Here is a 15115-nt window from a genome sequence, read left to right as displayed (position 1 = left end):
CCTGCGGCTTTAGCCGCCGTCAAAATCAAGTCAATGTACTAGAATCTAGAAAAGCAGGGGAAATTTCATAAAATGGGGAAACTACGGTTTTTCAAGTCTCGTTCCCTTCGGTGATGGCTTTGTGGTTAAGCAGGTACGATTCCTAAAAAGAGCGAGCGGGTAGTATATCATTTTATCCGGTGCCAGCGGATGTGAAAGTTCCCCAACCACCTATAACTTGGGCTGAGCTACGCCGAAGCAGCGGTTCGAGAGGTTGGCACTTGATTCAACATCGCATCGCCCAATTATACGAACATGTAATACCATTTCCTGAATAGTCTACAAGAAATAATAGGGGCATTTGGTAGGAGCGGTTCGCGAACTGCCCCTATCGGGGAGATTTGGAAATTCCAGACAATCATTATTTTTTAGAAATGGTAGAACCAAATCTCGAAAAGACTTTATTCTTGAAGTTGGCTCACCGTTTGTGCAACCAAGCTGACAGCATTTTTGCCGAGGCACTAAAGCGGAAAAATGCTCGTCGAGGGTCCCTGTGCACCGGGGATGAAGTAATACCAAATCCGTACTGGCAAGCCCCGATCGTGCAAGCGGGTTAGAACCCCCTGTTGTCTTCTTTGTAAAGGGGGACGGTTCGGGTTATGTTTGTGGTTTAGCAATATCGGATTTTGTATAACTCATAGCGAATCCATCTGGGCACCCCCAAGGAAGCGGAAACGAGAATCTCACGAATAGAATTCGTGAGAGTTTCAACCTACCCTAAGATGTTGCTTATACCAATGGCCAATTGTTTAATTTGTTTAATGGGTTGTTGAACCGGTGGGGAGATTTCCAAATCCCAACCAAAGTTATGGGGTTGTAGATGCCCCAGAAGCTAGTTGAACAGCAGGTTCGTTCGGATTTCGCAGATCGATATAGGCAATTTGCGCTTCGGGAATTTGTTTGGGGAGTCGGCGCAAACGTTCTAATTGTTGCAGTTGCTGGCGGAACTGTTTTTGGTAGGGACCTAAATGAACGGTTCCCATTTCGGTTTTGAGGATAATATTGTTGGGGTTTTGCCAGTGAATTTCGCGGACGGTAAAGGGTGCCGCGGCGATCGCTTGGTATACTTGTTGCCAGTGGGCACGATAAACGCTTGGGAACCCAATGGTGGTTAGTTCCGGTAGTTCCACTGCATCCGCTGCTATCCCTTTGAGGGGAAACCAACGACCTTCCGCATCCAACAATCCCACCGATTGCGAAACGGAGGCGGCGGTGGCGGCGGTGGTTGATTGGGGGATTTTGGCGACGGCGACAGGTTGGCGTTCGCGTACCCAAATGGCAATGGCAGGGGGAAATAATTCCCGGGATACGTTGGCTTCGGCAATCAGGGGATGGGTTTCGATCTTTTCTGCGATCGCTTCTGGCGATAGGCGCAAAATGGACTGGGGATACGACAAAGAGACTAATTCGCGAATATCTTCCCGACCGAGCAATCGCAACCCGCGAATTTGCAGCTGTTGCGGTTTCTGTACCATCCAATTGGGCAAGGTGGTTGCCCATACCACACCAGCAGCCAACCCCATCGATACCAGCAATCGCCAACCGGATTGCAACCACTGGCGACGCCGCTGAGCGCGCAGTCTTTTTCTCTTGCGTATAAGTCGTCGCTGTCGAATTGACGCAGTGCTGGCCATCCTCACCTCTCACGGAAAATCTTCGATACGTTTGCAAGCCCTGTCGCTTTAGCGCCAGGAGTCGCCAAGCTTTCCCCGGATGCGCTGGGTCCAGTGGCCGCTTGTTGGTGTCTAATCCCATTTCTCAAAAACAATGATTTTTTGAGGATTCCCCGATTTCTATGGTAAGGGCGATCGCGCGTTGCGCCCCTACAAAAATGCTCCTATTATTTCTTGCAGACTATTCAGGAAATGGGATCGGACAAAAACCAAAGTTGACATGGGAATCTCCGTCAAACGGGTAATGTTTTCCTCGCCCATGTTGTTAGGGCTGGTGGGGCTAACGGTACTGCCTTCCCCCTGATAGGGCGGTTTAACCGTTAACGGCAGGGCGACCAACACCGAAAGCATTTGTAGGTGCCATGACCTGAAAAATGTAGTCAGTTCGTTAAGACTTCGGCTGGTCAGCTACTGGAAGCTGGAGGCATGAAGCCCCCGTGCTTCATCTAGGGGGGCTGACTTCTTTCATGGGCGTTTGGGTGTCTTGAGCTACCCAACAACCGCAGTCCGGGCTGCTGTTGCCAAGGAATCGCTGCAGATTTCCAAAATCGGGAGGCTATCTTCTTTCATTTAATCATAGATATCTTTTTGCGCACGACCGTATAGCCTACATGGGGAATTGTTGCGTTTTGCCAGGCACGGTTGGTTGCTCATAGCCGAGCTACAAAAAAAGAGGGTCTCAAAAGACCCCCTTCATCAGGCGAAACCATTGTTTGATACCATCGTTTTGATGTTGGTTATGCGATTTGGAGAAAACGGTCTATTCGGCGTACGGCTTCTTCTAAAACGTCGGTATTTTGTACCAAGGCAAATCGCACGTATCCTTCGCCACTGGGTCCGTATCCCGAACCGGCAGCGGCTGCCACGCCAACTTTTTCTACCATTTTGGTGGTAAATCCCATGGAGTCGTTTTGCCAACGTTCGGGTAATTTTGCCCAGACGTACATGGTGGCGGCAGGTTTGGGAACTTGCCAGCCAATGCGGTGCATGGCATTGACAAACACATCGCGACGCTGCCGGAAGGTATCGACGGTCTTTTGAATGATTTCTTGAGGACCGGTTAAAGCTGCGATCGCGCCGTTGATAATTCCGCGATACTGGTTAAAATCAATAACGGCTTTGATTTGCCGCAATGCCAAAATTAGCTCCTGGTTGCCAATGGCATAGGCGACGCGAAATCCCCCCATATTATAGGATTTTGACATGGTGAAAAATTCAATGGAAACGCTTTTGGCGCGATCGGCTTGCAATATGGAGGGAATTTCCACTTCCCCAAAGCCCATATCGGCATAAGGAAAATCATGAATCAAAGCCAGGTTATGCTCTTGACAAAACCGTACCGCCTTTTCAAAAAAACTGAGGGGGGCAATCCCCGTGGTGGGATTGTGGGGATAGCTCAACACCATCATTTTCGCCCGATCGAGGACTTGTTGGGGAATATCCTCCAACACGGGCAAAAATTGGTTTTCTTCTAAGGTCGGCATGGGATAGACGTGACCGCTGGCTAGATAAACGCCGCCGTAGTGGGAAGGATAGCCGGGGTCTTGCAATAGGGCAAAATCACCGGGATCGAGCAAAGCCAAAGGTAGGTGACCGGTGCCTTCCTGACAGCCAATCAGCGGCATGATTTCGGTTTCCGGGTCTACTTCCACGCCGTATTTTTGGGTGTACCACCGCGCAATGGTATCCCGAAATTCTTTGGTACTGTGGAACAAAGTGTAACCGTGGGTGCTGGGATCGTCTAGCGATCGCGCGATCGCTTCGGTAGCATGACTGGATGCTGGTAGATCGGACGATCCCAAACTTAGGTCAATAATATCCATGCCGGCAGCTCTCGCCCTAGCTTTGGCGTTATCCATGTCGGCATAGACATTCGAGCGTAAGGGTTCTATCCGTTTGGCAAATTGCATGGTTGGGTTGCGTTTGGGTAGGGTGGTTGGTCGCAGTTGAGGATGGGGAGTGGGAGCGTACCGAGCGTGGGAGCTTGGGAGCGTGGGAGCTTGGGAGCGTGGGAGCGTGGGAGCGTGGGAGTGTGGGAGCTTGGGAGCTTGGGAGCTTGGGAGCTTGGGAGTGTGGGAGCGTGGGAGCTTGGGAGCGTGGGAGCGTACCGAGCGTGGGAGCGTACCGAGCGTGGGAGCTTGGGAGCGTGGGAGCTTGGGAGATATAATTGGTTGTTTTCTCCGATGCTCCGATGCTCCGATGCCCCGATGCCCCGATGCTCCGATGCTCCGATGCCCCGATGCCCCGATGCCCCGATGCTCCGATGCTTACAAATTCGAGGCCAGCCAATCGGCCACTTGCTGTTTGGGCATAGCACCTTCCCAGGAAGCTACTACCTCGGAATTTTTCACGAGCTTGAGAGCTGGAATCCCTTCGATTTGGTAAGCTTGGACGGTGTTGGGATTGGGATCGACTTCCATTTTGGCTACCTTGAGGCGATCGCCGTATTCGCTGTCAATTTGCTCCATAATCGGAGACATAAGACGGCAAGGACCGCACCAGGATGCCCAAAAATAGACGAGTACCGGTTGGTCGGCTTTTAATACTTCTTGCTCGAAATCGCTGTCGTTAATGGTAATCATAGCAAAACAAAAAAACGGAAGCTTCCCCGGCAGGGTTGTGAAAGCTAGCTATCAGTTTTTAGAATAGGAGGGTGCTTGGCGGACCTACTTTCTGGAAACCACTCAGACACGCCAAGCAATGGTCAATCTTATCACGTTATCATAAAAAAAGAAAATTGACAAAAAACCAATACGCTCGCCACTGGCATTTGCTGGCAAGCCAACCCAAAATCCCCACTATCCCAGTTACCATGATTTCTTGATTGTAGAAAAGCTCATACTATACGTAATAAATAATTGCCCATATAAAAATCAAAAGTCGAAATTATTTCCTTAAAATTGCCTCTTTACAGCTTTGATAGGACATTTGTCCTTGTTTTACAATTTCTTCAGATACTTCTATTTCCGAACTTTGGGAAGTTTTTTGCACGGTCCCTGCTTGAATGGCTGGTGAGGCATCTCCGTGACCGGCTTTTCCAGTTTTTTGAAAAGTTTGATAGTTTTGCTCTAAGGGAACCTCAAGCTGCAGCCAGTTAGATAATTCTGCTAAAACTGTATCTGTATTGTTGATGATATCGTCGGAATCTAAAAAGAAAGAGTCGCAGTCCATTTCCTGGGCATAATTTTTAATACACGCTAGTCGGTCGCAATAATAGGTCAATCCCTCTTGGGGATTTTGATATTTGTTTTTTTTCCGAAAATATCCCATGTAGTGGGTAATGCTTTGAATGGTTCCCCGGGGTTCTCTTAATAAAAAAAGAACTTTGGGCTGGGCAATTTTAAAAATTTTTGGAGCAATCAGACAATTGTTATGAAGGATTTTGTCTAACAAATATTTATTGTCGATATTGACGCTTAACTCTCGGGATAGTTGGATGCGCATGTTGGCCAAATCCATGGTATTGAGATAAGATTTGTGTAATTCCCGATAACCACAAATGCTGGGATTGCTTCCCAAGATATGAGAAAGCAAGGAAGAACGGCTTCTCATATGGCTAAAAATAAATAAATATTTGCTTTTACCAAATATAATTTCTGGATGTCGAACCACGAAATATATATCTTTCATGGTTTTTGATTTTAATTGAAACATGGCCAATTTCCTAGTTATTGCTTGGTGATTGGAATTGCGTATGGTTCGTAGATGCGATCGCATTTCCTTCAATTTTTTAAAATATATAAGAAAATCTAATAATTTCTACAAAAGAAAAAAATAGGAGGAGCGATCGCCTAAGGGAATAACAAACGACGATCGCTTCTGGTTTAGCATATTTCTAATTTCCCGCCAACCCTGCGTTGATCCGGGAAGTGAGGGTTTCCACCACATTTTCCAGGGGAATTTCTTCCGCCTTGCCCGTTTCCCGTTCTACCAATTCTACCTTGCCAGATTTCAAAGCACGTCCGGTCACCAGGCGATAGGGAATACCAATCAAATCCGCATCTTTAAACTTCACCCCAGGGCTTTCTTCGCGGTCATCCAACAGCGTTTCGATACCGGCAGCATGGAGTTGTTGGTATAGCTGTTCGGCGGCTTCCATCTGTTGGGAATCGGAAACTTTCGGAACGGTAATCAAAACGTGGTAGGGTGCGATCGCCACCGGCCACATCATACCATTGTCATCGTGGCGCTGTTCGATGCAAGCCTGCGCCAAGCGGGAAATCCCAATCCCATAACAACCCATCACCAACGGCAAATTTTCCCCTGATTTGGTGGTATAGGTAGCCCCCAAGGCTTGGGAATATTTGGTTCCCAACTGGAAAATATGCCCCACCTCGATACCGCGGGCACTGTGCAAAACCTGCTGGTGGTCGTGAACCGCGCGATCGCCGGCTTTTGCCATCCTAACGTCGATAACGTGGGCTGGCAGGGGAAACTGTTGCCCCCAATTCGCCCCCACCACGTGATAGCCAACTTCATTGGCACCAGTAACAAAATCTTTCATATTGACAGCGGTTTTATCCACCAGCCGCAAAAACTTGGAAGATACCTCTTCCTTTTGCAGTAAGTTGAGAACGTTTTGCAGTTCCTCGCTGGTTTCCGGTAGCAAACCCGGCTGCGACAAACGGGTTTCAATGGCTTCTTGAATGTCAGCAGAAGAATAAATTTTCACCACCCCTTTGCCGGGATAGTAAGGCAAACCACGTACCAACTCGCCCACTTGCCGGTCGGAAAGCCCCATTTCTTTCAAATCGCGGCGGGTTAATTTTTCGGTAGATCTGATGTAGTCATCGGATAAATCCGGGGCAATATACCCCAAAGGCAAAGGTTCGCTTGCCCATTCTTCTTGGTCTTTGGCATCGGGCACTTTAATATCTAAAACCTTACTAGCACCATAATGGGATGCCAGTTTGCCCAGTTCGTTTTGCAGCTTTACTTCATTGATATCTTGGTCGCCGCGAATGCCAATCAGGGCGATAACCGTTTTGCCATTATCGTAAAGAACTTGATAGAGAACGTTTTTGAGAACGTTGCTGGGGGAACAATCCAACACTTGACAAACTTTTTCAATGGTTTCCGTGTTGGGGGTTTCTACTTTTTCATAGCTACGAAACGGCGATCGCTTGGCGGGGGAAACCTTAGAAACCGCTTTCTCAATATTAGCGGCATATTTTTCATCTTCCGTATAGAGAATTTCGTCTTCTCCCGCTTCTGCCAGCACCATAAATTCGTGGGATTGGGAACCGCCAATGGCACCGGAATCCGCTTCTACCACGCGAAACGCCACCCCACAACGACGGAAAATATTGCTGTAGGCTTGGTACATTTGTTCGTAGGTCTGCTGCAAACTTTCTTCGTCGGGATTAAACGAATAAGCATCTTTCATGACAAATTCCCGACCCCGCAGCAAACCAAATCGCGGGCGAATCTCATCGCGGAACTTCGCTTGAATTTGGTATAAATTAACAGGGAGCTGACGGTAAGAACGTAGGGTATCCCGCGCGATCGCAGTAATCACTTCCTCGTGAGTGGGTCCCAATCCCATTTGCCTTTCCGCACGATCGACCAGGGAAAACATAATCCCTTCCGTTTGGGTGTAAGTTTCCCAACGCCCGGATTCCTGCCACAAATCGGCCGGTTGTAACTGCGGCAGCAGACATTCTTGGGCACCGGCAGCGTCCATTTCCTCGCGTACGATTTGGGAAACCTTGCGCAAAACCCGCCACATCAGCGGCAGATAGCTAAATACCCCGCTGGCGATGCGACGTATGTAACCGGCTCGAAGCAGGAGTTGGTGACTGGGAATTTCCGCTTCTGCAGGATTTTCGCGCAAGGTGACAAATAACATTTTTGAAAGTCGCATCGCTTTCCTCTCCAAAGCCCACGAGCGTTTAGTCTGCGATCGGTTTACCACATTAAGGGTGTGCGAGGATAGGGGATTTTGTCAAGAGTCGATCGTACCAAGTGCGATCGCACCTTAGAAAAACCACCGAAAAACCACCAAGTAAGTTTTCCCATCAAACAATGATATTTTAGCTGGTTAACCCATGTTCCAGGGCATAGCGAACCAATTCCGTGCGGCTGGTGGTGCCGGTTTTGGTAAACAAGCGACTGACGTATTTTTCCACGTTGCGGACGCTAGTATCCAAATGTTTGGCAATTTCTTTGTTCATCATGCCTTTCGCCACCAAATCCAAAATACTCTGTTCCCGTGGTGTTAGTTCTACCTGAATCGGGGCAGCGGTTTGGGAGATTTCGTGGCGTTGGGTTAGCAACGATTTGATTTCCGCAATTTGACTGGCGAGTTCGGTGATGTTGAGATTTTCCCCCGATTCGGCTTTTTCTTCTTCCAATACTTGCCGGCGACTGAGCAAGTTGTTCACCATAGCCACCAATTCTTCTGGGTCAAAGGGTTTGGAAATGTAAGCATCGATGCCTGCTTGATAGCCAGCAATGCGATCGCCGGTCATCCCCCTTGCGGTTAAAAATACCACAGGCAGGGTTTTGTAGCGAGGGTCTTCGCGAATCTGTTGCAGAAACTGATAGCCGTCTACCTGCGGCATCATAATATCGGAAATCACCAAATCGGGGGGCGATTGTTGCAATTTTTCCCACCCTTCGTTGGCGTTGCTAGCTACTTCCACTTCCAAGCCGCTGTCTTCTAAATACGCTTGGACGGCTTCTAGCAAACCAGGTTCGTCATCAACCAGCAATACTTTCGAGGCCATGCCTTGTTTCCTTTTTCAATTCCTCTTTATTTCAATTTATCAAGTTTATTGTCCGAATATTCATTTTTCACCCAAAACCGGCAGTTCCCGAACGACAACCTGCATGTCTATAATCGATCGATAGTCATGTTTTGTAGGAAACTATGTTTGACGAACTCACCATCGATGCAGCGGAATACGCCGCCAGACGGGAACAATTTATGGCCAAGATTGGCCACGGTACGGCGATTTTTCGCAGTGCGCCTATGGCGGTGATGCACAAGGATGTGGAATATCCGTTTCGCCAGGAAAGCACGTTTTACTATTTTACCGGATTCAACGAACCCGATGCGGTGGCGGTTTTTGCCCCTCACCACGACCAACATCAGTATATTTTATTCGTACAGCCACGGGATAAAGAGAAAGAAACCTGGACCGGCTATCGGGTGGGGGTAGAAGGTGCCCAGGAACGCTACGGTGCCGATATTGCCTATTCTATTACCGAATTAGAAGACAAACTGCCCCAGTATTTACAAGATGCCGATCGCATTTACTATCACTTAGGACGCGATCGCGATTTTAACGATAAAATTTTACAACTCTGGCAGCGATTCTTGCAGCAATATCCCAAACGCGGTCAAGGTCCAATGGCAATGGAAGATCCATCTCCCATTGTTTTTGGCATGAGGTCGATCAAAAGCGATGCAGAAATTGCCATGATGCGCCAAGCCGCGAATATTGCTGCCGAGGCACACATTCACGCCCAAAATATCGCCCAACCTGGCATGTACGAATACCAGGTACAGGCAGATATGGAACAAATTTTCCGCCGCCACGGGGCTTTGGGTCCGGCTTATCCTTCTATTGTGGCTTCTGGGGAAAATGCGTGCATTCTTCACTACGTTGAAAACCAACGTCAAATGCAAGCTGGGGATTTGTTACTCATTGACGCCGGTTGTTCTTACGGGTATTACAATTCCGATATTACCAGGACGTTTCCCATTAGCGGTGAGTTTACCCCGGAACAAAAAGCCATTTACGATATTGTTTTAGATGCGCAACAAGCGGCTTTCGAGCAAGTGCAACCGGGTAATGCTTACAATCTCCACCACGATGCTGCCGTACAAGTTATTGTTAGCGGCTTGGTGGATTTAGGATTGTTGGTGGGAGATGTGGACGAACTCATCGAACAGGAAAAATACAAACCCTTCTTTATGCATCGTACCGGTCATTGGCTGGGGTTGGATGTCCATGATGTGGGTTTATATAAATATGGCGATGATTCTTGGCAAACGTTGCAACCCAATCAAGTGCTAACGGTGGAACCAGGAATTTATATTTCTCCTCATATCGAACTGGCGGAAGACCAACCCGAAGTTAGCGATCGCTTTCGTGGCATTGGCGTTCGTATCGAAGACGATGTTTTGGTTACGCCAGAGGGTCACGAAATTTTGACCGCAGCCGTTCCCAAATAACCCGATTAAGATAGCACGACCTGGGAGAAACGATTTGTATCGGGAGCAACCTTTTTTCTTGTTTTCTATTTCCTGGCTTTTTCTGTGGCATCTACCGTGGCTGAGAAGGGAAACCAGAGGCTGCATTGCCCCGAACCCATCTGGGAAAAAATCTCCCCAAAAAGAGACAGCCATCCCTACACCGAAGATGTCAAAATAGAAAGGACAGAGAAACTTTGTTTGGACCCCCACCGAGGGTCTTTGTTTTCGCTGTAGATAGGTATTATTTATAGAAAATCCATGCCTGCTTCCCCACAATTCCTAACAGGAAACGAAATCAGACAAAAATTCCTAGATTTCTACGCCAAAAAAGGACACCACGTCCTCGAAAGTGCGTCCCTCATTCCCGACGATCCCACCGTTTTGCTAACCATCGCCGGGATGCTGCCGTTTAAACCAATTTTTCTGGGACAGGAACCGGCGAAATACGACCGCGCCACTACTTCCCAAAAATGCATCCGTACCAACGATATCGAAAATGTGGGTCGTACGGCCAGACACCATACATTTTTTGAAATGTTGGGCAATTTTAGCTTTGGCGATTATTTTAAGAAAGAAGCGATCGCTTGGGCTTGGGAATTGTCCACAGAATGGTTTGGTCTGCCCAAAGAACGTCTGTTTGCTACCGTCTATCAAGACGATGAAGATGCGTTTGCTATTTGGCGCGATGACATTGGCTTGCCTACCCAACGCATTATTCGCATGGGAGAAGAGGATAATTTCTGGGCTGCTGGTCCCACTGGTCCTTGCGGTCCTTGTTCGGAACTATATTACGACCTCCATCCCGATTTAGGCGATGAAGATTTTGACATTGAAGACGATTCCCGGTTTATCGAGTTCTACAATTTGGTTTTCATGGAATACAACCGGGATGGGGAAGGCCATCTGTCGCCTTTGCAAAAACAAAACATCGATACGGGGATGGGATTGGAACGCATGGCGCAAATCCTGCAACAGGTTCCCAACAACTACGAAACCGATTTAATCTTCCCCATCATTCAAAAGGCGGCAGAGATTGCAGAAATTCAGTACGATCGCACCAGCGATGCCAATCGGGTTTCTTTGAAAGTCATTGGCGACCACGTACGTGCGGTGGTTCACTTGATTGCCGATGGGGTAACCGCATCGAACATCGGTCGCGGCTACGTGTTGCGGCGGTTGATTCGTCGGGTGGTTCGCCACGGCAAATCCATTGGCATTAGCCGACCCTTTCTGGAGGATGTAGCAGAAATTGCGATCGCGCTTTCGGAAGGTGCTTATCCCCACGTTCGAGAACGAGAAAGAGCGATTAAAGATGAGTTGAGTCGCGAAGAAACCCGCTTTCTGGAAACTCTGGAACGCGGCGAGAAGATGCTGGCGGAGGTTATCGAACGGTCGCAAGGGGAAATTTCTGGTGTCGATGCGTTTGTTCTGTACGACACCTACGGATTTCCCTTAGAACTGACCCAGGAAATGGCTGCCGAGTACGGGTTGACGGTGAACCAAGAGCAGTTTGAAGCGGAAATGGAAAAACAAAGACAGCGATCGCAAGCTGCTCACGAAACCATTGACCTGACCGTACAAGGTAGCATTGAGAAGTTAGCCAGCCAAATCCATGCGACGGAGTTTACTGGTTACGACCATCTTGCCTACGATGCCAAAGTGGAAGCGGTGTTGGTAGACGGTCGTTCTACGGAGAAAGCGGCTGCTGGCGACCAAGTGCAAGTGGTTTTGGACAGAACGCCATTTTACGCCGAATCTGGGGGTCAAATCGGCGATCGCGGTTACCTCAGCGGCGAGGATTTGGTGGTTCGTGTGGAAGATGTACAGCAGGAAGGTCACGTTTTCGTTCACTTCGGTCGCATAGAACGAGGAACCCTGCAACCGGGAGATACGGTCAACGCGCAAATCGACCGCGCCTGCCGCCGTCGCGCTGCTGCTCACCATACGGCTACTCACTTGTTGCAAGCAGCGTTGAAGAAGTTGGTAGACGAATCAGTTTCCCAGGCAGGGTCGTTGGTGGCTTTCGACCGGCTGCGGTTTGATTTTAATTGTCCGCGCCAGCTTACATCGGAGGATTTGGAGCAAATTGAAAGTCAAATCAATCTCTGGATTGCGGAAGCTCACGATACCCAGTCGGCGGTGATGCCGTTTGATGAGGCGAAGGCTAAAGGCGCGATCGCTATGTTTGGGGAAAAATACGGTTCCGAGGTCCGGGTGATTGATGTTCCCGGGGTGTCTATGGAACTGTGTGGCGGTACCCACGTAAAGAATACTGCGGAGATTGGTCTGTTTAAGATTATCTCGGAAACCGGGATTTCCTCAGGTGTGCGTCGCATTGAGGCGGTTGCCGGTCCGGCGGTGTTGGAATATCTCAACGTTCGCGATGGGATTGTGCGATCGCTGGGAGAACAGTTTAAGGCACAACCGGAGGAAATTTTGCCTCGGGTAAGCAATTTGCAGAAAGAGTTGAAGGAAACCCGTGAGGAACTAGAAGACACCAAAGCCGAATTAGCGATCGCCAAATCCGACCAGTTAGCCAACGAAGCGGAAACCGTCGGCGATTTCCAAGTTTTGGTTTCCTCCTTAGAAGGAGCCGACCCCGAATCCCTCAAACAAGCAGCAACTCGCTTGCAGCAAAAACTCGGCAAAGCTGCGGTCATTTTGGGTTCGGTTCCCACAGAAGGCAAAGTAAGTTTGGTAGCGGCTTTCTCTGAGGAAGTCAACCAAAAAGGTCTGCAAGCCGGCAAATTTATCGGCGGCATCGCCAAAATCTGCGGTGGTGGCGGCGGCGGTCGTCCCAATGTAGCACAAGCTGGCGGTCGCGAAACAGATAAGTTGCCGGAGGCGTTAGAAACAGCGAAAAAGCAACTTCAAGAATCTTTGCAATAAACATTTTGGGTGGGGGAACTTCCCACCCTTTTTTTAGGGATATGGAACCACAAAGCTTTTATAGCTGGGCAATGTTTATTGATATAAATTGCACTTAGTATTATCTCCCACACTCCCACGCTCCCACGCTCGGTACGCTCCCACACTAAACCTGCGGACCTTTTTCCCTAGATTGCCATTTATTCTCCGGCACATCTGGCGCTTCTTGTTGTTGTTTCCATGAATAGCCTTGTCGTTCCAATTGGTCGATAAAATGGTGGGATTTGGAATTTTGGGATGTAGTGGGAGAAGCTTGTTTTTGCGCTTGTTTTCTTTGTTTCTTTAACTTGGCTTTCTTTCCCATACAGTTCCTCCGAATAAATTTTCAACAAAAAGAAACGATGGACATAACAAAAGGGAAACCTTGAATTTTCATTTCGGTAGGGGCGCTTCGCGAAGTATCCCTACACAATTGCATTGTATACAATCTAGATGAAAATGCTATAGCTGTATTGCTATGACTACGAACCCCTCTGTTCGCATACTATCGCTTGCCGATTTTCTAGCTCAACCCGATATCGAATCTTCGCCAGCTTGGGAATTTCTAGCTGGAAAAGCCGTCCAAAAACCCATGCCAACTCTGTTTCACTCGCGGCTACAGCGCAATCTTGTTAATTATATCAGCGATCGCACCGAACAGTTTGAAGCCATACAAGAACTACGCTGTATTGTACCACCTTATTCGCCCGTGCCGGATATTGCCATTGTCGATCGCGATCGCTTGCCTGCAGAAGACCAACCATTCAATGGCGCACCGGATTGGTTGGTAGAAATCGGCTCTCGCAACCAAAGTCGTATCACCTTACAAACAAAAATTTTGCACTGCCTCAGTAACGGAACGCAACTTGCCTGGTTCATCGATACGACAAGAGAGCGAATTTGGGTTTGGCAAGGAGATGACCTGCCAATGGTTTGTTCCAGAACAGATCCATTGCCAGATTTAAATATTCAACCGCAACTCACTGTAGAATCGGTTGTCGCAATGGTTCAACAACGATAAATGTTTTTTTCGATACTGGCTCTTAAGATTTGTAGGTTTCTCTATCTTCAATAATATTGGAATTTGCTAAGATAGTATTACCTTGTTACAAAAATTGCCTATTTTCCCGATTTTCCCTTTGTACAGCGAAAACCAAAGAAGAAATATTGAACATTCATTTTTATGTATAAATCTTTAAATTTACACAACCGTCCCTACAAAGTCATTACAGCTATTGGCAATAACGATCGCGACTTGCCAGAAGCTGCACGTCAAGCCAAATACGACAAAATGTTGGCTTCTCCCTATGGTTTCTATCGAGGAACGAATTATTTATTTTGGGAAGATTTCTACAACGACTGGCGTTTGAGTTTGTTTGGCGGTACGCCGTTTACCCAAACTTGGTTGCAAGGAGACGCGCATATTTATAATTTAGGTGCTTTTGCCAACCACTACGGTGAAGTTATCTACGGGTTGGATGATTTTGACGATGGCATTGTGGGAGATTACCAGTACGATTTGTGGCGTATGGCGATTAGCATTGTTTTGGATGGCAGAGAAAACAAGAATTTAGATGAAAAAGATATTGCCAAGGCAGTGAAAGAGTTTGCGAAATCTTATTTGGCGACGATTACCCACTATACACCAGACGAAGACAACCGGGAAATTCATTTTACTAAGGAAAATACTTCTGGGATGTTGCAAGAGTTTCTAGAAAAGGTGGAAAAAAAGGAAACCCGCCAGAAAATGCTGGAAAAATGGACGACATTTGACGAACGAGGTTGCCGAGTTTTCGATTGCGATTTGCAGAAACTCACAGCGGTGACGCCGGAGACGGAAAGTTCGTTTTACGATGCTTTGGATACCTATCGCCAAACGATTTGCACTCATAAGGCTTATGAAGAGGATAGTCATTTTCAAATTAAAGATGTTGCCAAACGACTTTATGCAGGTACTGGGTCTTTGGGAACGCCGCGTTACTACGTTCTCATTGAAGGGGATGAAGCCACTGCCCACGACGATATTATTTTAGATGTGAAAAAGCAAGCACGACCGGCTGCCTACCAGCAAATGAATGCAGAGGAACAGGAAGCCTACCATCGGGTATTTTTGCATGAAGGGATGCGCCATGCTACGGCGTTTCAAGCGATCGCGGAACATCCAGACAGCTATTTGGGTTGGATGAATTTGCCGGATGGGGTATATTCGGTACGGGAGCGATCGCCTTTTAAAGAAGATTTTCCCACGCACAAAATTAAAAAAGGGAAACAGTTGCGCGAGGTAGCCGGTCAG

The 15115-nt window shown here is 47.9% G+C and carries 11 protein-coding genes; 4 read left to right on the top strand and 7 right to left on the bottom strand.

The features are described from left to right. Window positions 1-845 precede the first annotated feature (845 nt). From AS151_RS17915 to AS151_RS17880, 6 genes are all read right to left on the bottom strand, one after another. Window positions 846-1673 (bottom strand): FtsQ-type POTRA domain-containing protein, encoded by an 828-nt coding sequence (locus AS151_RS17915; RefSeq protein WP_071518438.1) that lies wholly within the window; start codon window positions 1671-1673, stop codon window positions 846-848. Window positions 1674-2449: 776 nt separating this feature from the next. Then, the gene (locus tag AS151_RS17905) at window positions 2450-3622 is read right to left on the bottom strand and encodes an LL-diaminopimelate aminotransferase (protein ID WP_071518436.1); all 1173 of its coding nucleotides are present in this window, start codon (window positions 3620-3622) and stop codon (window positions 2450-2452) included. A 357-nt stretch (window positions 3623-3979) separates the two neighbouring features. Further along, window positions 3980-4294: a thioredoxin gene (gene trxA, locus AS151_RS17895; protein ID WP_071518434.1), complete on the bottom strand. Its 315-nt coding sequence runs from the start codon at window positions 4292-4294 to the stop codon at window positions 3980-3982. A 304-nt stretch (window positions 4295-4598) separates the two neighbouring features. Beyond that, entirely contained in the window at window positions 4599-5366 is a 768-nt protein-coding gene (locus tag AS151_RS17890; protein ID WP_071518433.1) for a hypothetical protein, read from the bottom strand. Between the two features lie 181 nt (window positions 5367-5547). Further along, a complete protein-coding gene (gene proS / locus AS151_RS17885; RefSeq protein WP_071518432.1) occupies window positions 5548-7575 on the bottom strand; it encodes a proline--tRNA ligase in 2028 nt (675 codons plus the stop codon). Between the two features lie 169 nt (window positions 7576-7744). Then, on the bottom strand, window positions 7745-8440 hold the full coding sequence (locus AS151_RS17880) for a response regulator transcription factor (protein WP_071518431.1): 696 nt from the start codon (window positions 8438-8440) through the stop codon (window positions 7745-7747). Between the two features lie 143 nt (window positions 8441-8583). Between AS151_RS17880 and AS151_RS17875 the strand changes: the two genes are divergently transcribed. Together AS151_RS17875 and alaS are read left to right on the top strand one after the other, a co-directional pair. Beyond that, window positions 8584-9894 (top strand): aminopeptidase P N-terminal domain-containing protein, encoded by a 1311-nt coding sequence (locus tag AS151_RS17875; protein ID WP_071518430.1) that lies wholly within the window; start codon window positions 8584-8586, stop codon window positions 9892-9894. 279 nt (window positions 9895-10173) lie between these two features. Next, window positions 10174-12804 (top strand): alanine--tRNA ligase, encoded by a 2631-nt coding sequence (alaS, locus tag AS151_RS17870; protein ID WP_071518429.1) that lies wholly within the window; start codon window positions 10174-10176, stop codon window positions 12802-12804. Between the two features lie 145 nt (window positions 12805-12949). On the opposite strand, the gene AS151_RS17865 is transcribed toward alaS, so the two are convergent. Continuing rightward, window positions 12950-13147 carry a hypothetical protein gene (locus tag AS151_RS17865; RefSeq protein WP_071518428.1) on the bottom strand — a complete coding sequence of 66 codons (198 nt, stop codon included), beginning with the start codon at window positions 13145-13147 and terminating at the stop codon, window positions 12950-12952. Between the two features lie 153 nt (window positions 13148-13300). Between AS151_RS17865 and AS151_RS17860 the strand changes: the two genes are divergently transcribed. Further along, entirely contained in the window at window positions 13301-13843 is a 543-nt protein-coding gene (locus AS151_RS17860; protein WP_071518427.1) for a Uma2 family endonuclease, read from the top strand. Between the two features lie 162 nt (window positions 13844-14005). Beyond that, window positions 14006-15115, top strand: a 1110-nt coding sequence (locus AS151_RS17855; RefSeq protein WP_071518426.1) for a DUF2252 family protein, incomplete at its 3' end; no start/stop codon positions are given.

Source organism: Geitlerinema sp. PCC 9228, from assembly GCF_001870905.1.
In the GTDB taxonomy this organism is placed as follows: domain Bacteria; phylum Cyanobacteriota; class Cyanobacteriia; order Cyanobacteriales; family PCC-9228; genus PCC-9228.
The sequence above is the reverse complement of the archived record's forward strand: the minus strand, read 5'-3'. Positions and strand labels throughout refer to the sequence as shown.

Bases quoted from the DNA above. Each gene is read 5' to 3' on its own strand.
- alaS (WP_071518429.1), top strand. From the start codon at position 10,174: ATGCCTGCTTCCCCACAATTCCTAACAGGAAACGAAATCAGACAAAAA.
- AS151_RS17865 (WP_071518428.1), bottom strand. From the start codon at position 13,147: ATGGGAAAGAAAGCCAAGTTAAAGAAACAAAGAAAACAAGCGCAAAAA.
- proS (WP_071518432.1), bottom strand. From the start codon at position 7,575: ATGCGACTTTCAAAAATGTTATTTGTCACCTTGCGCGAAAATCCTGCA.
- AS151_RS17915 (WP_071518438.1), bottom strand. From the start codon at position 1,673: ATGGCCAGCACTGCGTCAATTCGACAGCGACGACTTATACGCAAGAGA.
- AS151_RS17860 (WP_071518427.1), top strand. From the start codon at position 13,301: ATGACTACGAACCCCTCTGTTCGCATACTATCGCTTGCCGATTTTCTA.
- AS151_RS17880 (WP_071518431.1), bottom strand. From the start codon at position 8,440: ATGGCCTCGAAAGTATTGCTGGTTGATGACGAACCTGGTTTGCTAGAA.
- AS151_RS17875 (WP_071518430.1), top strand. From the start codon at position 8,584: ATGTTTGACGAACTCACCATCGATGCAGCGGAATACGCCGCCAGACGG.
- trxA (WP_071518434.1), bottom strand. From the start codon at position 4,294: ATGATTACCATTAACGACAGCGATTTCGAGCAAGAAGTATTAAAAGCC.
- AS151_RS17890 (WP_071518433.1), bottom strand. From the start codon at position 5,366: ATGTTTCAATTAAAATCAAAAACCATGAAAGATATATATTTCGTGGTT.
- AS151_RS17905 (WP_071518436.1), bottom strand. From the start codon at position 3,622: ATGCAATTTGCCAAACGGATAGAACCCTTACGCTCGAATGTCTATGCC.